Here is an 18,901-nt window from a genome sequence, read left to right on the forward strand (position 1 = left end):
ATTCAGAACCGGCATGTTCCCGGAATGCAACAGCAGAAACAGTGCATTTTCTCTCGCGGCAGATAACAGCACAGTAAAAGAGAATCCCATGAAATTCAGGTTTTCAGGCCTTTGACCTCTCATGGGATTCTCTCTTTTCTTTTTACCGCACAGATATCCGGACGAAACTCTTCTGCTCATTTATCAAATGTCTTCTCCTTTAAACTGTTTTCCATTCTTAACTGCAGACTTTCTCTCCTAACTCCTTTAAACTTCCATACACCCCCACACAGGGATATTTTTCCAGCTCCTCTCTGGCCGTGGCTCCCGTGGTGACTCCTGCAAAATCCACGCCCGCAGCCTCCGCTGTCCTGGCGTCCACCACGCTGTCCCCCACATACAGCACCTGGTCCGATGACAGATGAAAGGCATCCAGCGTCAGCAGCAGCCCCTCCGGATCCGGTTTGGCCGCCCTCACATCCTCTCCGCCCACAATCATGTCAATGTACTCTGCGGCATGGCATTTGTCCAGGATTGCATCCATCCGGTAGTGGTATTTTGTAGTCACGATTCCCGTCCGTATGTTCCGGTTTTTCAGAGAACGGAGCAGGCCCAGCGTATCCGGAAACAGTTCCGTATAAGCTGTCATAACCAGATCCGCCATATCCCGGAAATATATTTCAAACAGCACTGCTTTTGCTTCCTCCTGATCCCCGGTCAGCTGCCGGTAGGTTTCTTTCAGGGAAAGTCCGACGGTTTTCCGGACTTCCTCCCTGTCAGCCAGAGGAATTCCCAGGCTTCCCAGCCCGTGATTGACGCTCGACACAATTCCATCTGTGGAGTCTCCCAGCGTATAATCAAAATCAAAAACAACTGCCTGATATTTCATACTTTTCTTTCCTTTCCTGTGTTCTGTGGTTTACATAATATTCCACAGACACTTAATCTGAGGGCTTAAGGTATCAAAATCCCATTGTTTTTCACTGTTTTTCCTGCTGTTGGGGTCATTGACATAAAACCCGTTGTCGTCATAGCTCCGCAAAAGAATAAAATGTCCGGTGGTGGTAAAATCTCCCGGACGCATACTGCAGATTACCACTCCGCCCTGGTCCAGGGCCTGTTTTATCTGAGCTTCTCCCAGTGGAAGCTCACTGCCGGATAGCCCCAGTCCGGAAGCTCCTCTGGTAAAAAAATCCCATCCTGTGCCTGCCTCCGTATAAAATCCGCTGTCATATGCATATGCTGCCATTTTCCTGGGATTCATGGAAGTATCTCCGGTCAGATACAGATAAGCCATGGTCATACAGGAAGGGCCGCAGCCTGCCACTCCAATGATTTCCTGTCCGTAACTGTCATATCCCCAGCGCTGATCCCACTGCATCAGCAGAGGAACCTGTCCCGTCTGATAATCTGAAGTCAGATCTATTTCTTTTCCAAGGTAATCTGCCCGGTTGGGATAACCTGCCACAAAATCCGCGGTTTCCGGATTTTTTTCCAGCATTTCCTGCAGCTCCTGCGGATAATCCTCTTCCTTCATTTTCAGTTCCTGCAAAAACTGTTCTGCCGCTTCTGCGCCTTCTTTATGCTGCAGTATGCGTCCTGCCGCCGGAAGCGCAGCCATCAGAAACAGAAGTACGCATACTCCCTGTACAATATGCTTTATTTTTCTTCGTCTTTTCTCTCTCCGGCGTCTGGCAAGGGTTCTGGCGCTGTAAGTATTTCCTGACCTGCTCTTTCTTTTGCAACCTCTTTCTCTTCCAAACTCTGTATAATAATCTCCTGAAATCACCTGTAAATCCCATTCCGTATTTCCCTGTCTCATATAAAACTCCTTTCCTTCTCTCACTTTCATCTGCCTGTTCTGTACAGAATTATTATAAGAAAAGGAGTTTATCAGATCTCACGTTTTTTCTCGCAAAATTTTTAAGAAATTATGAAGATTTAAAGGTGGGCTCAGATTTATTCTGTGCTGACTGTCAGCACAGGGTTTCCGCCAGCGGAAGTTCCACCGTAAATATGGTTATTTCCTGCCTGCTCTCCGCTTTTATGCTGCCTTTGTGCAGCCGGACAATTTCTCTGGCGATGGCAAGGCCCAGCCCTGCGCCTCCGCTTTTGCTCTGTCTGGCGCTGTCCAGACGGTAAAACTGTTCAAACACACGTTCTAACTTTTCTTCCGGAATGGTGGCGCCCCTGTTTTCCACCTGAATGCGTACTCTGCCCTCTGCTTCTTCTGCCCGAAACTGAATCTCCGTACCCTCGTAGCTGTAAAGCACCGCATTCCGCAGCAGATTGTCAAAGACTCTCTGCAGCTTTTCCGGGTCGCAGGTAATCTGCAGATTCTCCGGCTCCACCGTCAGCCGGCAGGTAAGATTTTTCTCCTGAAACACCGGATGAAATTCAAACACCGTCTGCTCCAGCAGCAGTTTCAGGGATATGGCGGCAGTCTCCAACTCCAGATGGGTCAGATTAAACCTGGTAATCTCAAAAAACTCATTAATCAGGCTTTCCAGACGCTCTGCCTTATTCAGAGATATGGACAGATATTTTTCCTGAAGCTCCGGAGAAATCTCACGTTCTTCCCGCAGCAGAGTCAGATAGCCGATCACTGAGGTAAGGGGCGTTTTCAAATCATGGGCCAGATAGACAATCATGTCATTTTTCCGCTGTTCCGCTTCTCTGGCCAGCTCCCGGTTCTTCTGATTCTGGTGCTGCACCTGATTCATATACTGCTCCACTTCCCGTAAGTCTCCCGGCAGCTGAATCAGTCCGGATTCTTCCGTAAGGTTCTCCATGGCCCCCAGCACTTCCTGAAAATAATTCAGCAGCCTCACCCAGTAAAATACGCCGATGGCCAGCAGCCCGGCCAGAAACATGAGGCACACGAAAATCCCCTGATTTTCCGATATCCAGTGAAGGGTGGGATAAAATTCCTCGTTCCCATACCATACATAAGCTCCGCACACCGTCTTTCCCAGAAACAGCAAAAGCACCAACAAGCCCATACAGGCAGAACCTGCCCCCAGCATTTTCCGGAAAAACCGCTGAAGAATCACATGTTTAATCTGTTTTTCATTTTTCAATGGTATAACCAACCCCCCAGACCGTTTTTATAAATTTCTGGTTCCGGTAAGAATCCTGCATTTTCTCCCGTATTCTGCCAATGTGGGCCATAACGGTATTGTTATTGTCCAGATATTTCTCTTTCCAGACTGCCTCAAACAGTTCCTCAGAGGAAACCACCTCTCCCTGATGGCAGCAGAGATACCAGAGAATCTCAAATTCCAGCGGGGTCAGCTCCAGATTTTTCTCATAGAGAGAACTGCGGTGATTCCGCCTGTTCATAATCAGGCCTCTGATTTCCAGATGTTCCTGATTTTCCTCCTGTCCTGCCTCCTCACGCTCATTGTAATGGTGATACCGGCGCAGCTGGGTCTTTACCCGTGCCACCACTTCCAGCGGGTTAAAGGGTTTGGTGATATAATCGTCGGCTCCCAGCATCAGACCGTTGATTTTATCCACATCTTCCACTCTGGCAGTCAGCATGATAATGGGAAAATAATGCTGTTTCCGAATTTCCTGACAAAGACGGAATCCATCCACATCCGGCAGCATCAAATCCAGTATGGCCAGGTCCACGTCTTCCTGTGCCACACAGTCCAACACCTCTTTCCCCTGATAAAATTTCAGAATTTCATATCCTTCATGTTTCAGATACAGTTCCAGCAAATCTGCCACTTCTGTTTCATCATCTACCACCAGAATACGCTCCGGCATTGCTTTCCTCCTTCCTGCAACGTCTCATTCTGCAGTTCTTTCCGCTTTCTGTCAGCCAGTATCTGACAGATATTTAAACAGACACTGTTCAGCGAACCGGCAGCTCCGCCAGAACCTCCGGAAACATCTGTACGCTGCGCCTTAGAATCCCCTGCATATGGGCAATGGCGATTCCGTAATTGGTCATGGGAACATGCTGGTCCCCGGCACATTTCAGACGGTATTTTACCTCCCGCTCATTCAGCATACAGCCTCCGCAGTGTATAATCAGCTTATACTGAGACAAATCCTCCGGAAATTCCATTCCTGAGGCAAAGGAAAGGGAAAGCTGCTTTTTCGTGTATTCTCCCAGCCACCGGGGCAGCTTTACGGAGCCGATATCATCGCACTGGCGATGGTGGGTGCACCCTTCTGAAATCAGAATTTTATCCCCTTCCTTCAGCCTGTCAATCGCTGCCGCTCCCCGTACCACGGTCTGCAGATTACCTTTGTATCGGGCAAAAAGAATGGAAAAAGAGGTAAGGGGGATTTCTTCCGGCGTGTCTCTGCTGACGCCGGCGAAAACCTGACTGTCTGTAATGACCAGGGCCGGCTTCTTTCCCAGCTCCTGCAACGTCTGTTTTAATTCCGTTTCCTTTACGACAATGGAAACTGCACCGGCCTCCAGAATATCCCGGATTGTCTGCTGCTGAGGCAGAATCAGCCTGCCTTTGGGCGCCCCTTTGTCAATGGGCACCACCAGCACCACAAAATCTGACGGACTGAGCAAATCTCCCGCAATTCTGCCTTTCGGCCCGGAATTTTCCGCCAGTCCCGCTATTTTCTCTTTTAATTCTTTCACCTGGAACCCTGTTTTTGCGCTGACCTGTATACAGCGCTCCCTGTCCGGTCTCCACGGGCCCTGTGCCTGGCATCCATGCTGCGGTTCTGAAAAAATCCGGTCTGATGATTCCGGTAAATCTGCTTTATTTATCGCAACCACAAAGGGGATCTGCTTTTCCTGAAACAGGTCCGCCAGTTCCCGCTCCGCCTCTGTAAATCCTGCGGTTTTGTCTGTAACCAGCACAGCTACATCTGTTTTATTCAGAACCTGTCTGGTTTTTCTGACACGCAGTTCCCCCAGAGGGCCTTCGTCATCCATTCCCGGCGTATCAATAATCACCACCGGGCCCATGGGCAGAAGTTCCATGGCTTTCTGCACCGGGTCTGTGGTAGTTCCTCTGATATCAGACACCACTGCCAGTTCCTGTCCGGTCACTGCGTTTACCAGACTGGATTTTCCTGCATTTCTTCTTCCAAAAAAACCGATATGTATGCGGTCCGGGGAAGGGGTACTGTTCAGGCTCATGGCTGCTCCTTTCTCTCTTTCACATTGGAATAGGCGGTTTTGCTGCTTACCCCGGCCAGTTTTCCCAGTTTCCCGGAAAGAGCGCTGATGATATCCTGAGGTGCATCCACCGCAATACTGATAATATTAATCCCCTTTTTGGGATAGGGAATTCCCATTCTTCCGATAATATAACTTCCGTATCCGTGAAGAATTCCGTTCAGCTCCTCCACAGACTCTTCCTGTTCTACAATAATGCCGATAATGGCCACCCGTGATTCCATATCTTCCCTCAATTCTGATCTTTCTTCCGGAAATCCCTTTCCGGATTCGCTTTCGGGCACCCGAATTTTTCCTGTATTTAATCTTCGTCAAATTCTACTGTTACAAAAAATCCTTTTTCTGTCTCGTGGATACTTACCACTTTTCCTTCTGTGGATTTCAGGCGTTGGCTGAAGCTGTAGTTGGCCGACATGGCATAGGCCTTTCCCAGAGTATAATAATATGAAGTGGGCAGCTTCCCTTCTGTCACCGGAAGCACATCCCCTTCTTTCAGCAGACCTGTGCGTTCCATTTTAAATTCCATCCGGCGCATAATTCCGCCTCCTTTTCAGATCCGTTCTTCCTTCTTACCTCCGTTTCCAGGTGGAAGGAGCCAGCAGCAGCAGAATGGGGAACAGTTCCAGACGCCCGGCCAGCATGTCAAACATCAGCACATATTTTGCCGGCTGAGAATACACTGCAAAGTTGGCCGCCGGCCCAACCTGTTCCAGTCCCGGCCCGATATTGTTCAGCGTGGCCGCCACCGCGGTAAAATTGGTGGTAAAATCCAGCCCGTCCAGAGAAATCAAAAGCAAAGACAGGGCAAAGACAAAGGCATAGGCAATAAAAAACACGCAGATGGAACGCAGTATGTCTTTATTTACCACACGTTTCTCAAAATGTATCTGGCGCACCCGTTTGGGATGAATCAGATAAGACAGCTCGTTTTTCACCAGTTTCATCATAATAACCACACGGGAAATTTTAATTCCCCCTCCGGTACTTCCCGCACATGCTCCCGCAAACATCAGAAGTACCAGAATTACTTTGGAAAACTCCGGCCACTGGTTGAAATCCGTGGTGGAATAGCCTGTGGTGGTGATAATGGAAGCCACCTGAAAGGCCGCGTGGTGAAAGGCATCCAACACAGAGTTAAATCCTCCTTTAATATTTATGGTAATCAGGAGGATGGCTGCCAGAATCAGTCCGAGATAACAGCGCATTTCTTCATGGCGCAAAGCCTGCAGGGGTTTTCTGGTCCAGATCAGGTAATACACGCCGAAATTAATGCCAAACAGAATCATAAAAATCGTAATTACCGCCTGAGAGGCCATGGAATAGTCCCCGATACTGCTGTTGAGCACGCCAAATCCTCCGGTACCTGCGGTACCAAAGGACAGGGTCAGAGACTCAAACAGAGACATGCCGGTAATCAGCAGCAGTACAATCTGTACAACAGTCAGTACCACATACATTTTATACAGATTCCGGGCTGTGTTTTTTACTCTGGGCACCAGTTTTCCCACCGTAGGCCCAGGGCTTTCCGCCCGCATGAGATGCATATTGTAGCCTCCCGCCAGGGGCAGAACCGCCAGAATCAGCACCAGCACTCCCATTCCGCCAATCCAGTGGGTAAAACTCCTCCAGAACAGGCTGCATCTGGACAGAGCTTCCACATCCTTTAAAATGCTGGCTCCGGTGGTGGTCAGACCGGAAATGGTCTCAAACAGCGCTTCCGTATAACTGGATATTTCTCCCGTCAGATACAGGGGCAATGCTCCTGTCAGACTCAGCACAATCCAGCTCAAAGAAACTGTCACAAATCCTTCTCTTGCATAAAACACCGTGCTTTTGGGCTTCTTCATCTTTCCAAGGACGCCCGGCAAAAGACAGGCTGCCAGAACAGCCCCGTATGTCCATCCCTCTTTTTCCCTGTAAATCAGAGCCGCTCCGCAGGGCAGGGCCAGAAACAGCGCCTGAAATTCCAGAACCCGGCAGAGAATATACCTGATAATTGAATAATTCATAACTTCGTTTCCTCCGCCTATGCCAGAATATCTTTCAGGTCATGGAATCCCTGGCTGGTGGTTACCACCACTACCGTGTCTCCCACCTCGATGGTATCCTGACCTCCTGGTGTGATAATCGTTCCCTTTCGGTTGATACAGCCAATCAGAAGATTTTCTTTCAGCTTCAGCTCTTTCAGGGGAACCCCCACAAGCTCTGACTTCTCGTGTACCCGAAATTCCAGGGCTTCCACCTTGTCTTCAATCAGCTGATACAGGGTCTCAATATTACTGCCGATGGAATTCTGCATGGCCCGCACATACTGGAGAATGTACTCCGCTGTAATATGTTTGGGGTAAAGCACACTGCCCAGGTCCATACTGTCGATTATCTCGTCGTAGGAAATCCGGTGTACTTTGGTAATGGTTTTTGCCTTTGACACGCTTTTTGCAAACAGGCTCAGCATAATATTTTCTTCATCCAGATTGGTCCAGGACACAAAGGAATGGGCCTTCGGCATCCCTTCCTCATACAGAAGATTCCGCTCTGTCCCGTCTCCGTGAATAATCATGGCCTGGGGCAGAAGTTCACTCAGCTCATTACAGCGCTTTTTGTCCTGTTCAATGATTTTAATTTCCATGCCCATGGGCAGAAGCTGTTTCGCCAGATAATATGTAGTCTCTCCGCCTCCGATAATCATACAGTTTTTAATCCGGTTGGTAGTCATTCCGATTTTCCGGAAAAATTCATTGGCTTTTCTGGAAGAAGCCACAATGGAAATCACATCTTTTTCCTGCAGTTCAAAATTACCGGAAGGAATATAGACTTCCTCTCCCCGTTCCACGGAGCAAATCAGCACGTCGCATTTCAGCCCGCTGGAAATATAAGTCAGAGGCTTGCCGCCCAGCACGGAGCCTTCCCCGATTTTGCATTTCAGCAGTTCCACCCTTCCCTTTGCAAAGCTGTCCACTTTGATAGCCGAGGGAAATTTCAGCAGGCGTGCAATTTCGCAGGCCGCCGCGTATTCCGGGTTAATTACCATGGATAACCCCAGTTCTTCCTTAATATAAGTAATTTCCTTATTGTAAATGGGGTTCCGCACCCTTGCAATGGTATTGCAGCCTCCTGCCTTTCTGGCAATCAGACAGCAAAGCAGGTTTAATTCATCGGAAGTGGTGACTGCTATCATCAAATCTGCCTCTTCAATTCCCGCCTCATTCTGTACTGTAAAACTTGCTCCGTTTCCCACCACTCCCATTACGTCAAACCGGTTTGCCACGGATTCCGCTTTCAGGGGGTCTGTATCTACTACGGTAATATTGTGTCCTTCCTTACTTAACTGCTCTGTCAGAGTTGTGCCTACATTTCCACAACCCACAATAATTATCTGCATGATGTCCTCCGCTCTGTACGTCCATCCTACAATCTGCGTACAAAAAGGTAAAATCTGTTGTATTTTTCTGTTATCTTAAACTGCCGGCCCTTCTGCAGCCAGAAGGGATACGAAAACAGTTATCTGTCGTATTTTTTCAAAAGCCCCAGTCCCAGCGGATGGGGGCCTGTATGAACTCCTATGGTAGCTCCAATCTGAAAAATGTCAATTTTTTTATAATCTGAATATGTCTTAAGCGACGCCAGAAGCTGATTCCGAAATTCCTCCGCTTCTTCGTAATGATAGCCATAGCCCACTACAATCTGATAATCATCCGGAGATTCTCCTGTCTTCTCAAAATGCTCTTTTGTCTGCTCAATCAGACGTTTCATCCCCTTTTTCCGGTTCCTGACAATCCCTGTGGGAAAAATCTCTCCTTCCTTCAGCATAATCAGCGGTTTGATTCCAAGGGTGGAGGCCGCTGTCCCCATTACCTTACCGATTCTTCCGCCATGAATCAGATATTCGTAATTCCCCACCGTAAACAGGATTCTTCCGGAAGGTTTTATCTGTTCGATTTTTTCAAGGGTTTCTTCAAAAGAAAGCCCGTCTCTTTGCATCCCCACGGTTTCCAACACCAGAAGCCCCTGCAGCACCGTATCCATAGTGGTATCCACCACCTGAATCCGGATATCCGGGTATTCCTCCAGCAGCAGGTCAGCGGCGGTTTTTGCCGAATTGTAAGAACCGCTGAATTTTGTGGTAATGCACAGGCAGATGATATCTTTGCCTTCTTTTGCATAAGGTGTAAAGGCTTCCACATAATCCTGTACGGAGGGAAGGGAGGATTTGGGAAATTTATCCGGATTGTCCACCATTTCCTGATAGAAGGTCCGCACGCTGATTTCCTCAATCTCTTTCCGGTACGTCTGCCCGTCAAAGGTCACATAAAACGGTACCACCTGCACGCCTGCCTGTTGGGCCGCTTCCACCCCCAGATCGCAGGAACCGTCCGTAATAATCTGATATGCCATAGTATTCCTCTTTTCCTGTTACATAGGGGGAAGCGCTCTGCTCCCCCCCCTTCTTTCCAATTCACTTCTTTGCTATTATAATACCTTTTCCATAAAAAGAAAAGGTGTTTTCAAGATTCTTCCCGGATATTCGCAGAAATCCCTCTGAGGGCCATGCCGAACCAAACAGCCAGTCCATTTTATGGTTCCTGCCTGTCCTGGCCCACCAGAAATTCCAGAAATTCAGCGGCCACATCCTGATGGCCTGAATAGCAAAATACAATAAAATATGCCGGCCCCCGGTTCTGATATCCGTATTTTTCCAGCATTTCACTGTCCTCTATCCGGACTGCGTCCTGTTCACAGATTTCCTTATGGGCAGACACAAATTCTGCTCCCAGCAGTTCTTCCACCGGAACCAGTACATTCTCTTCTCCTGTGTAGTTTCTGTAGACTTCTTCCGGACAGATAAAAACATCTGCGGTGCCGGCTCCTGTCAGCGTGACCATTTTCATCTGGCTGGCATAGTCCAGTTCCCCGGAACTGTCCTGGCCCAAAAAAGCCACAGAGGTATCCAGCACATATTTATGCCGCCGGTTGTCATCTCCCCGATAAGCCTGGAAATGTTCCATCATCCCTGCATCCAGTTCTTTGCCGTTGATCACTGCCGCATAGAGCATGGTTTCATTGCGGAAGCTGTCTATCCACATACCGATTCCCACAATCAGCACAATAAGGCCTGCAACAGCGGCAATATGGAACTTATAATAACTCAGAATATATTCTGTTTTTTCACTTCCGCTCATGGATGCCAGTTTTTCACGCTCCAGTTCCCTTTTTTCTTTCTTAGTCATATCTGACTCGTGCTTTTTCTGAAATTTCGTATCCATAGCTCCTCCTGCTAATCGTTCTGCTCAGCGATTTTTTCCGCCAGCTCATTCAGATACACCCACCGCTCCATCTTTTCTTCCAGTTTGGCTTCTGCTTTCTCTTTTTCCGCCGCAAGCTCAGACAGCCGCAGAGAATTGGTGGCATGTTCCATCATGTCCTCATCCAGCTTTTCCAGCTCTCTTTCCAGTTTTGCCACCTCTTCTTCTATAACCTCATATTCCCGCTGCTCTTTATAGGTGAATTTTAACTTTTTTTCTCCGTATCTGGGCTTGCCTCCGGGGGCCTCTCTGAGGGGTTTCTTCTCTGTCTCCCCCCTTTTTCCTTCTTTTCCGCCCCGCTCTTTCCTGGCCTTAAGGTAATCCAGATAACCTCCTTCATACTGCTGCAGACGTCCCTGTCCTTCAAAGGCAAATATTCTTCCGGCCACCCGCTCCAGAAAATAACGGTCGTGAGACACGGTAATCACAATTCCCTCAAAGGAATCCAGATAGTCCTCCAGGATGCGTAAAGTCTGTATATCCAGGTCATTGGTGGGCTCGTCCAGAATCAGTACATTGGGCGCTCCCATCAGTACCCGCAGCAGATACAGCCTTCTGCGCTCGCCTCCGGACAGTTTTCCCACAGGCGTCCACTGCATATTGCCGTCAAACAGAAAACGTTCCATTAACATGGCCGCACTGATTTTTCCCTCGCCGGTATCCACATAGTCTCCTGCTTCCCTCACATAGTCAATGGCCCGGATGTTTTCCTCCATATGGGAATTATCCTGAGAAAAGTAACCAATCCGAATGGTCTCTCCCAGTTCCACGCTGCCTGTATCGGGCGTCACCTGACCCAGGATCAGTTTCAGCAGAGTGGATTTCCCGCAGCCGTTAGGGCCAATTACCCCAATGCGCTCTCCCCTCAGAAAGATATAAGTAAAATCCTGAATTAATTTCTGCTCTCCATAAGATTTGGAAAGGTTTTTCAACTCAATGGTCTTTTTCCCCATCCGGGTGAAGGCCGAGGACATCTCCACCTTTTTTTCTTCCGGGGGCCCGTCCTGAGCCAGCATGTCTTCAATCCGCTGAATATGGGCTTTCTGTTTGGTGGAACGGGCTCTGGCCCCTCTTGCCAGCCAGGCAAGTTCTTTTTTCAGAATACTTTTCCGTTTCCGCTGGCTGGCCTGCTCCATGTTCTGCCTCTGGATTTTCAGGGCTACATAATCTGCATAATTTCCCGGATAGCTGAAAATGTTTCCATGGTCCACCTCCACAATCCGGTCTGCAATCCGATCCAGAAAATACCGGTCATGGGTAACCATTACCACCGCGCCCCGGAACTTCACAAGATATTCTTCCAGCCATCCGGACATTTCACTGTCCAGATGGTTGGTGGGCTCATCCAGAATCAGGATTTCCACCGGCTGCAGCAGCACATTCACCAGCGCCACACGCTTTTTCTGTCCGCCGGACAGATATTTTACCCTCTGCTCTGTGTCGGAAAACCCAAGCTGCTGCAGCATGGACCTGGCTTCTCCTTCCAGCACCCCGTCCTGGCCATCCAGGCCTTTCAGGGCTGCTTTTAAAATACTGTCCGTATCCTCCAGTACAGGCGTCTGCTCCAGATAAGCTGTTTTTACATGATTTCCCATAACAACGGCGCCCCCGTCCGGTTCCTCCACCCCTGCGATAAGTTTCAGAAGGGTGGATTTTCCCATGCCGTTGACGCCGATTACGCCCACTTTCTCTCCTTCCTGGAGACTGAAAGAGGCGTCTTCCAGCAAAATCCGCTCTGCTGTGTATGATTTTCGTAAATGTTCTGCCGCTAATATATTCATGATTCTTTTTCCTTCCGGGCCGTAAAACGTTTTCCCTCTGACTACAGTTCTCTGCACACCTGAAAAATATGAAATTTCAGATAATATGATTCTTCTGCCGCCCACAGGATGGGATGATCCGGCCCCTGGGTTCGAAATTCCACCTGCCGCAGGCGTCTGTGTACATTGTCTGCCGCCTGACGGATGGTTCTGGCAAACAGCTCCGCGTCCATAAAATGAGAACAGGAGCAGGTGGCCAGATAGCCTCCGTCTTTTACCAGCTTCATGGCCCGGAGATTGATTTCCCGATATCCCTTCACAGCATTTTTGATGGAATTTCTGGATTTGGTAAAGGCAGGCGGATCCAGAATCACCACGTCAAAGGTTTCTCCCCGGCGCTCCAGTTCCGGCAGCAGTTCAAACACATCTGCACAGATAAATTTTACCCGGTCAGACATCTCGTTCAGAGACGCATTTTCCTGTGCCTGGGCTACTGCAGTGTTCGAGGCATCCACCCCCAGCACGGAATCTGCTCCTGCAATCCCCGCGTTCAGTGCAAAAGATCCTGTATGGGTAAAGCAGTCCAGCACTTTTGCACCGGCACACAGAGGCTGAATGGCTTTCCGGTTGTATTTCTGATCCAGAAAAAAACCTGTTTTCTGTCCGTCTTTCACATCCACCAGATAGCGAACACCGTTTTCCTCAATTTCCACTTTCGTATCAAATTCCGGCCCCAGAAATCCCTTCTGGAGTTCCATCCCTTCCTGTCTGCGAACCTTTGCATCGCTGCGTTCATAAACGCCGCGAATCAAAATTCCGTCTTCTGCCATGCACGCTTTTAAATCGGAAATAATCTCTTCTTTGAACCGGTCAATGCCAAGGGCCAGCGACTGTACTACCAGAACATCTGCGAATTTATCCACCACCAGCCCCGGCAGCCAGTCTGCTTCGCCGAAAATCACCCGGCAGGAACTGGTATCAGAGGTTTTCTTCCGGTATTCCCAGGCATTCCGCACCCTCATTTTTATAAAATCTGCATTTATTTTCTGTTCTTTGTTCCGTGTCATCATACGGATACTGATTTTGGATTTGGTGTTGAGAAATCCTTTTCCCATTGGATAACCGTCAAAATCATGTACCGCCACCAGGTCTCCGTCTGTAAATGTTCCTTCCACAGACGCAATCTCATTGTCATAAATCCAGAGACCGCCGGATTTGACCGTTTTTCCTGCACCCTTTTTCAGTGTAACCACTGCTTCTTCCATTCTGCCTGACCTCTCCTGACTGTGAATTTTTCTTCTTTTTCAGTATTATACCATTAATCTGTGCCATTTCAAGTCGTTCAGGCCTGCCGTGCATTTAACTGCTGTCTGAAGGCGCTGCAGTACGCTCCTGCTTTTTTGGGGGAATACCGGCATGCTTCCATCAGACGGACAAAATGTGAACCTGAAACCACACCGTCGATAACATTTTTCACAGGCGCCACATCTTCCAGGCTGCAGAACGCAAAGCCCATCATCACCGGAATCGGGGAAACCGCCTTTACTGCGGAAAGATAATAGAAAAAGTTTTTCCTGTGGAATAAAAAAATGAATATTTCCAATATACTTGTGCATTTTCTCTTACATGCTATAATTGTATCATTCAAAGGAGGAGACAACATGTTTGAATTTCTGATTTGTTTTGCTGCCGGTATCGGCGCAGGACTCGGCACCGGGTTTGCAGGTATGAGCGCCGCAGCAGTTATCAGCCCCATGCTCATCACATTTCTGAAAATGCCGGCTTATGAGGCTGTGGGCATTGCACTGGCAAGTGATGTGCTGGCCAGCGCCGTCAGCGCTTATACTTATGGAAAAAACAGAAATCTGGATATTCGCAACGGTCTGGTTATGATGATTACCGTTTTGCTGTGCACTTTTCTGGGAAGCTGGACTGCAAGCCTTGTTCCCAATACCACAATGGGAAATTTTTCCGTATTCATGACGTTGCTGTTGGGAATCAAATTCATTGTAAGGCCTGTAATGGCCACAAAAGAAACCATGGAATCTGCCCACAGCCGGACACGCGTGTTCCAGTCCATCGCAGGAGGAATTCCTGTGGGATTTATCTGCGGTTTTATCGGAGCCGGCGGCGGAATGATGATGCTTCTGCTTCTCACCGGTATTCTGGGATATGAACTGAAAACAGCAGTAGGCACCAGTGTGTTTATTATGACTTTTACCGCTCTGACCGGAGCTGCCAGTCATTTTGCAATTGGAAAAATGCCCGATCTGCGGTGTCTGGTGTTCTGTGTGGCTTCCACCCTGCTGTGGGCCAGAATCGCCGCAAAATTTGCAAATAAGGCCAGTGCTGCCACTCTGAACCGTGTAACGGGCATTGTTCTGGCCATTCTGGGAACAGCTATTCTGGCGGTCAACGTTCTGAGCCGCTGACCGCCTCATGATTCACAGATTCTTTCCCGGTTTCTTTTTTATTACCAGTTCTGTTTTTCCTGTAGGATGACGGAGAAATCCCCATATATTTACGAAATGTTTCCGCATAATAGCTGGCTCCGTTAAATCCCACCTCATATGCAATTTCTGTAATATTCAGGTCTGTCATCTGCAAAAGCTCCGCGCTTCTGTGAAGCCGGTATCCGGTAAGACAGGCATTGGGCGTCTGATGTATACAGGTACTGAATAATTTGCAGCACTTGCTCTGTCCAATACCGCCGGAGGCTGCAATCTAAATGCACCTGACGGGAATTTACAAATATCCCTTCCTGAGAATTCAGTTCCGTCAGCTCCCCATTGACATTATACGTCATGCTGCCTTTTAGAATTCCGATAAAACTCAATATCATCATGCCAGTGAGGCGGAGCGGCGTATCCCGGATAACTGTTCAGACAGGAATGGCGCATATGAATGGGATACTCTGCGTTATCATAAGACACTTTTTCGGAACGGTTCTCGTTTACGTCGATAAATATTTCCATATATCCTCTCTTTTCGCAGGATTGTTATCATAATTTAAAAAATAATGGTATACTTCATAAAAATAAAACAGTATTATTATAGCCAGAAACAAATATTATACCAATGAAAGGGGCATGGAAATGACCATAGACCACATTGCTTTATATGCAGAAAATCTGGAAGATGAAAAAAATTTTTTTGAAACCTATTTCGGCGGTACAGCCGGAGAGAAATACTTCAATGAAAAAACAGGCTTTACCTCTTACTTTATAGCTTTTGAAGACGGGACAAGACATGAGATTATGAATATGCCGGATACCAGGAAAGCAGAAAACATTTTGAGAATGGCAGGCTATGCGCATATTGCTTTTCATGCGGGTTCCATGGAAAATGTCAATGCCCTGACTGATAAACTGCGAAAAGATGGATTTTCCGTAATCAGCGGGCCAAGAACAACAGGAGACGGATATTATGAAAGCTGCATTGAAGACCGGGAAGGAAATCTTATTGAAATTACCGTATAAGATGTTCGGATACTGTCAGGGTTTTCTTTCCACAAGCAGGCATAGTATCTACCGGGTTTTCATTCATTTTTTCTCCATTGCCTTATGTCCAGTCTTTCTTTCTGTATAAAACAGCTCCGACAGCTATACATACCACCGACAGTGACCCAAGGATAAGTAATTCTGTTCCATGCAGGCTAAGGCTGTCTCCGGCAAAAGTCCCCTGCATTAAATCAACCGCATGGGTCATTGGCAAAAAGTCAGAGATTTTTTTCACGGTATCGGGGAACAACATATCCGGAAGTGTTGCACCAGACAGGAATAACATAAGAAAATAAAAAAGATAGCAAAGCAGGTTTGTACTTTTTAAATCCCATCCGATAGCTGTGAAAAGAAATCCCATGGAAAACATAGCCCCTATGGAAAACAATATACTGACGCAAATCGAAAGGACAGTACCCTGAATCTGTATCCGGTAAAGAAGCCTTCCAGTGATCAGTAAAAGGGAAACTCCCATAAGCGTCATAACAAGGTTGACAAATACCTGTGCTGACATGATGCTTTTCTTTCCAACTGGCGTAGCATCAAATCTCTTATAAATTTTTCTCTCTTTATAACCCGATAACGTCAGAGGAAGCGACATTAAGCCTGTAACTCCTGTGACCATGACTGAATACGCAGGCGCAGAAACATCCATCATTCCAGCCTCTGCTCCATCGTAAATCGGTGTATTTCCATAGATGGCGCCAAATAAGAGGAGCATTAGCACAGGAAACACAAGAGCAAAGAAAAAGCTAAAGAAATCCCGCATAAACAAACGTAATTCTATCTCACAGATAACCGCAAACCGTCTCATAATATTCCCTCCATCGTAAGTCCTGTTGTTTCAGGTGCAATCATTAAATAAAGTTTTTCCAATGATAAATTTTCTTCCCATTCATCCCCGGAAACCCGATTTTTCACATATTCCCGAAATTCATGTTGCTTTCCAAAGAATTGCTGCTTTCCTTTTTCTAAATAGAGGATTTTGTCTGCAAGGGCTTCGACCTCATCCATATAATGGGAAACCATAATAACAGCTACCCCGCCTTTCCTGATATTCTCAAAGCTAATCCACATATTCTGCCTTACCTCCGGATCAAGTCCCGTTGTCAGTTCATCCAAAATCAGCAGCTTCGGGCGTCCCATAAGGGAAAGCAGAATGGACAGCCGCTGTTTTTCGCCGCCAGACAACCTGTGAACCGGACGTTTTCTTTTTTCATCCAGCCCCATTTGTGTCAGTAATAAATTCCAGTCGGCAGGCCTTTCGTAAAAACCTGCAAACAGTCTGCATAGTTCCTCCACTTTGATTTTCAAGGGATATTCCGCCTCCTGCAGCTGAACACCCATTTCTTTATAAACTTCCCGGCGGTGCAGCCATGGGTCTTTTCCAAAAACACGAATCAGGCCGCTGTCTGGTTTTCGTAACCCTTCCACACATTCTATGGCAGAGGTCTTTCCAGAGCCATTCTGCCCGATCACAGCCAGAATCTCTCCGGATTTTACAGAAAATGAGACATTCTGAACCGCACGCAAATGCTTATATGCCAGATTCAGATTTTCCACTTGTACAATTGTCTGTGACATCATAATTCCTCCCTGTCCTATGATGGTGTTATTTTATAACGCACCTTAAAGATAAACAACAGTATTTTAAGGAGCGGCAGTCTGCCATGTGCAAGATGTCGGATTTCATGTCTGAAATGCACAAATTCATTGCCCTGTCGTGCTATAATAATAAGAGAAGGAGGCACGTCTATGAAAGTTGAATGCAAAATCAGTGCAGATTATAAAGAACCCTATGCAGTTCTTTACATAAACAGAATGACCCCGGCAGTTACAGAAATCATTTCCATGTTAGAAAAAGAAGATACGGTTTCCCTGACATTGATTGCAACGAAAGAAAGAAAAACGTATTTTATCAAACCAGAAGATATCTCATTGGTTCGTACCGAAGGCAGGGAAATTGTCTGCTATGATAAACTCAAAAACAGATATCTGGTAGATAAGCCCCTGTATGAACTGGAAAACATACTTGATACTCATTTTGTGCGTATTTCAAAATCAACGATTGTCAATATTAACCAAATCTGTCATGTGGAAGCAAGTTTCAATGGGACAATGGAGCTGGTGATGAAAAACGGGGTTACGGATTACATTTCCAGAAGTTTTCGGAAAGGTTTCAAAGAAAGGCTGGGATTAAAATGAAACAAACTGTAAAATTAGTGGTTAAATATATTTTATATGGGATTTCTCTGGGTTGCACTTTCTTTGTGATTATGTGTTTATCTTACTTTGTCGGAGGCGGGGAAGCTCTGCTGAGGCCAATATTCAAAGATTTTGCAAGGCACTCTGTGGGTGCTATGATTGTGGGAATTGCCTGTGGCGGGACGGCTGTCGTCTATCAATTCCATCGTCTTTCCAGCCTGGCGCAAATGATAATACACTTTTGTATTGGAATGGGAGTTTTCTTTCCAACTGCCATTTATTTAGGATGGATTCCTTTCTATCCAGGCAGGGTAATCTATACTATCTTACAATTTTTACTGTCATGCGGTATTTTCATGGCAATCTGGCTCTGTTTTTATCTCTTTAACCGAAATGAAGCAAAAAGGATAAATGAAAGATTAAGAGAACTTGAACGGGATAATACTGTAAATAGAGACTAAGACAGGAATAATCCGGCATATGGTGTGTTTAAGAATGTTTTTCTGTATCTGTCGCTTTTTCAAAGGGGAAATCCTGTATCAGTCAACAGAAACATATGATATATCTGTTGGTATTTTTTACGTTACAATATCCTATGTTATTCATTCTTCCTGTCCATTCCAGGGCATAGTCAGCCTTTGGCTGTTTTGCCCTGTGTCTGTTTCATGCTCTCTATACGCCTTTTACAGCGTTCCTGCGCCTGCCAATACCAGCAAGATAAAGCCTGACATGCCACTTGTGGGAAGATATGTATGCCGGCTCGGCGGGTTGTCCCCTGGCTATGTGTAAGGCTATCTGTGTTGTAGCTCCCATTTATTTCCTGGTGTGGTATAATGCATCTATACACGCATCTGCCAGTGGAGTAGTTGTAGTTCCCATTTATTTCTTGGTATGGTATAATCGTATGTCCGCAATACCCGGCGATGGAGAAGTTGTAGTTCCCATTTATTTCTTGGTATGGTATAATAGGAAATGACAGGGAGGGAAACAGAT

Annotated in this window: 22 protein-coding genes; 4 read left to right on the forward strand and 18 right to left on the reverse strand. The window is 46.9% G+C overall.

The annotated features are described in order from the left end of the window. Positions 1-217 precede the first annotated feature (217 nt). The 14 genes from C805_RS20755 to C805_RS26835 form a co-directional block, all read right to left on the reverse strand. Positions 218-868: an HAD family hydrolase gene (locus C805_RS20755; RefSeq protein ID WP_016215971.1), complete on the reverse strand. Its 651-nt coding sequence runs from the start codon at positions 866-868 to the stop codon at positions 218-220. Between the two features lie 30 nt (positions 869-898). Further along, positions 899-1,801 carry a C39 family peptidase gene (locus C805_RS0106360; protein ID WP_016215972.1) on the reverse strand — a complete coding sequence of 301 codons (903 nt, stop codon included), beginning with the start codon at positions 1,799-1,801 and terminating at the stop codon, positions 899-901. A 154-nt stretch (positions 1,802-1,955) separates the two neighbouring features. Further along, positions 1,956-3,059 carry a sensor histidine kinase gene (locus tag C805_RS27610; protein ID WP_016215973.1) on the reverse strand — a complete coding sequence of 368 codons (1,104 nt, stop codon included), beginning with the start codon at positions 3,057-3,059 and terminating at the stop codon, positions 1,956-1,958. Beyond that, positions 3,049-3,753 carry a VanR-ABDEGLN family response regulator transcription factor gene (gene vanR / locus C805_RS20765; RefSeq protein WP_016215974.1) on the reverse strand — a complete coding sequence of 235 codons (705 nt, stop codon included), beginning with the start codon at positions 3,751-3,753 and terminating at the stop codon, positions 3,049-3,051. The genes C805_RS27610 and vanR overlap by 11 nt, the downstream gene beginning before the upstream one ends. Before the next feature lie 88 nt (positions 3,754-3,841). Continuing rightward, positions 3,842-5,101, reverse strand: a complete 1,260-nt coding sequence (gene hydF, locus C805_RS20770; RefSeq protein WP_016215975.1) for a [FeFe] hydrogenase H-cluster maturation GTPase HydF — start codon at positions 5,099-5,101, stop codon at positions 3,842-3,844. Continuing rightward, positions 5,098-5,364, reverse strand: a complete 267-nt coding sequence (locus C805_RS20775; protein ID WP_016215976.1) for a TM1266 family iron-only hydrogenase system putative regulator — start codon at positions 5,362-5,364, stop codon at positions 5,098-5,100. Before C805_RS20775 ends, hydF begins: the two co-directional genes overlap by 4 nt. 77 nt (positions 5,365-5,441) lie before the next feature. Beyond that, the gene (locus tag C805_RS20780) at positions 5,442-5,675 is read right to left on the reverse strand and encodes a hypothetical protein (RefSeq protein ID WP_016215977.1); all 234 of its coding nucleotides are present in this window, start codon (positions 5,673-5,675) and stop codon (positions 5,442-5,444) included. 34 nt (positions 5,676-5,709) lie between these two features. Further along, entirely contained in the window at positions 5,710-7,149 is a 1,440-nt protein-coding gene (locus C805_RS20785) for a TrkH family potassium uptake protein (protein WP_016215978.1), read from the reverse strand. Between the two features lie 17 nt (positions 7,150-7,166). Beyond that, entirely contained in the window at positions 7,167-8,522 is a 1,356-nt protein-coding gene (trkA, locus tag C805_RS20790; protein ID WP_016215979.1) for a Trk system potassium transporter TrkA, read from the reverse strand. Positions 8,523-8,641: 119 nt separating this feature from the next. After that, complete coding sequence (locus C805_RS20795) at positions 8,642-9,535, reverse strand: DegV family protein (RefSeq protein ID WP_016215980.1); 894 nt, start codon at positions 9,533-9,535, stop codon at positions 8,642-8,644. A gap of 179 nt (positions 9,536-9,714) precedes the next feature. Next, positions 9,715-10,404, reverse strand: a complete 690-nt coding sequence (locus C805_RS20800; protein ID WP_016215981.1) for a hypothetical protein — start codon at positions 10,402-10,404, stop codon at positions 9,715-9,717. 11 nt (positions 10,405-10,415) lie between these two features. Next, on the reverse strand, positions 10,416-12,224 hold the full coding sequence (locus C805_RS20805; RefSeq protein WP_016215982.1) for an ABC-F family ATP-binding cassette domain-containing protein: 1,809 nt from the start codon (positions 12,222-12,224) through the stop codon (positions 10,416-10,418). 41 nt (positions 12,225-12,265) lie between these two features. Continuing rightward, positions 12,266-13,468 carry a class I SAM-dependent rRNA methyltransferase gene (locus tag C805_RS20810; protein ID WP_016215983.1) on the reverse strand — a complete coding sequence of 401 codons (1,203 nt, stop codon included), beginning with the start codon at positions 13,466-13,468 and terminating at the stop codon, positions 12,266-12,268. Positions 13,469-13,545: 77 nt separating this feature from the next. After that, positions 13,546-13,806 carry a tryptophan synthase subunit alpha gene (locus C805_RS26835; RefSeq protein WP_022751366.1) on the reverse strand — a complete coding sequence of 87 codons (261 nt, stop codon included), beginning with the start codon at positions 13,804-13,806 and terminating at the stop codon, positions 13,546-13,548. Positions 13,807-13,864: 58 nt separating this feature from the next. Here C805_RS26835 and C805_RS20815 point away from each other — a divergent pair, with 58 nt between their 5' ends. Next, a complete protein-coding gene (locus tag C805_RS20815) occupies positions 13,865-14,635 on the forward strand; it encodes a sulfite exporter TauE/SafE family protein (RefSeq protein WP_016215984.1) in 771 nt (256 codons plus the stop codon). Here C805_RS20815 and C805_RS26025 read toward each other — a convergent pair. Then, a complete protein-coding gene (locus C805_RS26025) occupies positions 14,616-14,927 on the reverse strand; it encodes a helix-turn-helix transcriptional regulator (protein ID WP_081640356.1) in 312 nt (103 codons plus the stop codon). The genes C805_RS20815 and C805_RS26025 overlap by 20 nt on opposite strands. Before the next feature lie 71 nt (positions 14,928-14,998). Further along, positions 14,999-15,178, reverse strand: a complete 180-nt coding sequence (locus C805_RS20825; protein ID WP_016215986.1) for a hypothetical protein — start codon at positions 15,176-15,178, stop codon at positions 14,999-15,001. A 120-nt stretch (positions 15,179-15,298) separates the two neighbouring features. Between C805_RS20825 and C805_RS20830 the strand changes: the two genes are divergently transcribed. Continuing rightward, entirely contained in the window at positions 15,299-15,682 is a 384-nt protein-coding gene (locus tag C805_RS20830) for a VOC family protein (RefSeq protein WP_016215987.1), read from the forward strand. Between the two features lie 82 nt (positions 15,683-15,764). Here the strand turns inward: C805_RS20830 and C805_RS20835 are convergent, their stop codons facing one another. Continuing rightward, positions 15,765-16,517 carry an ABC transporter permease gene (locus C805_RS20835; RefSeq protein WP_016215988.1) on the reverse strand — a complete coding sequence of 251 codons (753 nt, stop codon included), beginning with the start codon at positions 16,515-16,517 and terminating at the stop codon, positions 15,765-15,767. After that, the gene (locus C805_RS20840) at positions 16,514-17,290 is read right to left on the reverse strand and encodes an ABC transporter ATP-binding protein (RefSeq protein ID WP_081640357.1); all 777 of its coding nucleotides are present in this window, start codon (positions 17,288-17,290) and stop codon (positions 16,514-16,516) included. Before C805_RS20840 ends, C805_RS20835 begins: the two co-directional genes overlap by 4 nt. A 168-nt stretch (positions 17,291-17,458) precedes the next feature. Here C805_RS20840 and C805_RS20845 point away from each other — a divergent pair, with 168 nt between their 5' ends. Together C805_RS20845 and C805_RS20850 are read left to right on the forward strand one after the other, a co-directional pair. Continuing rightward, positions 17,459-17,908, forward strand: a complete 450-nt coding sequence (locus C805_RS20845) for a LytTR family DNA-binding domain-containing protein (protein ID WP_016215990.1) — start codon at positions 17,459-17,461, stop codon at positions 17,906-17,908. Then, complete coding sequence (locus C805_RS20850; RefSeq protein ID WP_016215991.1) at positions 17,905-18,369, forward strand: DUF3021 domain-containing protein; 465 nt, start codon at positions 17,905-17,907, stop codon at positions 18,367-18,369. The genes C805_RS20845 and C805_RS20850 overlap by 4 nt, the downstream gene beginning before the upstream one ends. Positions 18,370-18,901: the final 532 nt, after the last annotated feature.

Origin of the sequence: Eubacterium sp. 14-2, from assembly GCF_000403845.2 — a bacterium.
Classification (GTDB): domain Bacteria; phylum Bacillota; class Clostridia; order Lachnospirales; family Lachnospiraceae; genus Petralouisia.

Excerpts from the sequence above, each read along its gene's own strand:
- C805_RS20805 (WP_016215982.1), bottom strand. The coding sequence starts at position 12,224 with ATGAATATATTAGCGGCAGAACATTTACGAAAATCATACACAGCAGAG.
- C805_RS0106360 (WP_016215972.1), bottom strand. The coding sequence starts at position 1,801 with ATGAGACAGGGAAATACGGAATGGGATTTACAGGTGATTTCAGGAGAT.
- C805_RS20835 (WP_016215988.1), bottom strand. The coding sequence starts at position 16,517 with ATGAGACGGTTTGCGGTTATCTGTGAGATAGAATTACGTTTGTTTATG.
- C805_RS20785 (WP_016215978.1), bottom strand. The coding sequence starts at position 7,149 with ATGAATTATTCAATTATCAGGTATATTCTCTGCCGGGTTCTGGAATTT.
- C805_RS20800 (WP_016215981.1), bottom strand. The coding sequence starts at position 10,404 with ATGGATACGAAATTTCAGAAAAAGCACGAGTCAGATATGACTAAGAAA.
- C805_RS20780 (WP_016215977.1), bottom strand. The coding sequence starts at position 5,675 with ATGCGCCGGATGGAATTTAAAATGGAACGCACAGGTCTGCTGAAAGAA.
- C805_RS20840 (WP_081640357.1), bottom strand. The coding sequence starts at position 17,290 with ATGATGTCACAGACAATTGTACAAGTGGAAAATCTGAATCTGGCATAT.
- C805_RS20755 (WP_016215971.1), bottom strand. The coding sequence starts at position 868 with ATGAAATATCAGGCAGTTGTTTTTGATTTTGATTATACGCTGGGAGAC.
- C805_RS20795 (WP_016215980.1), bottom strand. The coding sequence starts at position 9,535 with ATGGCATATCAGATTATTACGGACGGTTCCTGCGATCTGGGGGTGGAA.
- C805_RS20815 (WP_016215984.1), top strand. The coding sequence starts at position 13,865 with ATGTTTGAATTTCTGATTTGTTTTGCTGCCGGTATCGGCGCAGGACTC.
- hydF (WP_016215975.1), bottom strand. The coding sequence starts at position 5,101 with ATGAGCCTGAACAGTACCCCTTCCCCGGACCGCATACATATCGGTTTT.
- C805_RS20850 (WP_016215991.1), top strand. The coding sequence starts at position 17,905 with ATGAAACAAACTGTAAAATTAGTGGTTAAATATATTTTATATGGGATT.
- vanR (WP_016215974.1), bottom strand. The coding sequence starts at position 3,753 with ATGCCGGAGCGTATTCTGGTGGTAGATGATGAAACAGAAGTGGCAGAT.
- C805_RS20830 (WP_016215987.1), top strand. The coding sequence starts at position 15,299 with ATGACCATAGACCACATTGCTTTATATGCAGAAAATCTGGAAGATGAA.
- trkA (WP_016215979.1), bottom strand. The coding sequence starts at position 8,522 with ATGCAGATAATTATTGTGGGTTGTGGAAATGTAGGCACAACTCTGACA.
- C805_RS20825 (WP_016215986.1), bottom strand. The coding sequence starts at position 15,178 with ATGGAAATATTTATCGACGTAAACGAGAACCGTTCCGAAAAAGTGTCT.
- C805_RS20845 (WP_016215990.1), top strand. The coding sequence starts at position 17,459 with ATGAAAGTTGAATGCAAAATCAGTGCAGATTATAAAGAACCCTATGCA.
- C805_RS20775 (WP_016215976.1), bottom strand. The coding sequence starts at position 5,364 with ATGGAATCACGGGTGGCCATTATCGGCATTATTGTAGAACAGGAAGAG.
- C805_RS20810 (WP_016215983.1), bottom strand. The coding sequence starts at position 13,468 with ATGGAAGAAGCAGTGGTTACACTGAAAAAGGGTGCAGGAAAAACGGTC.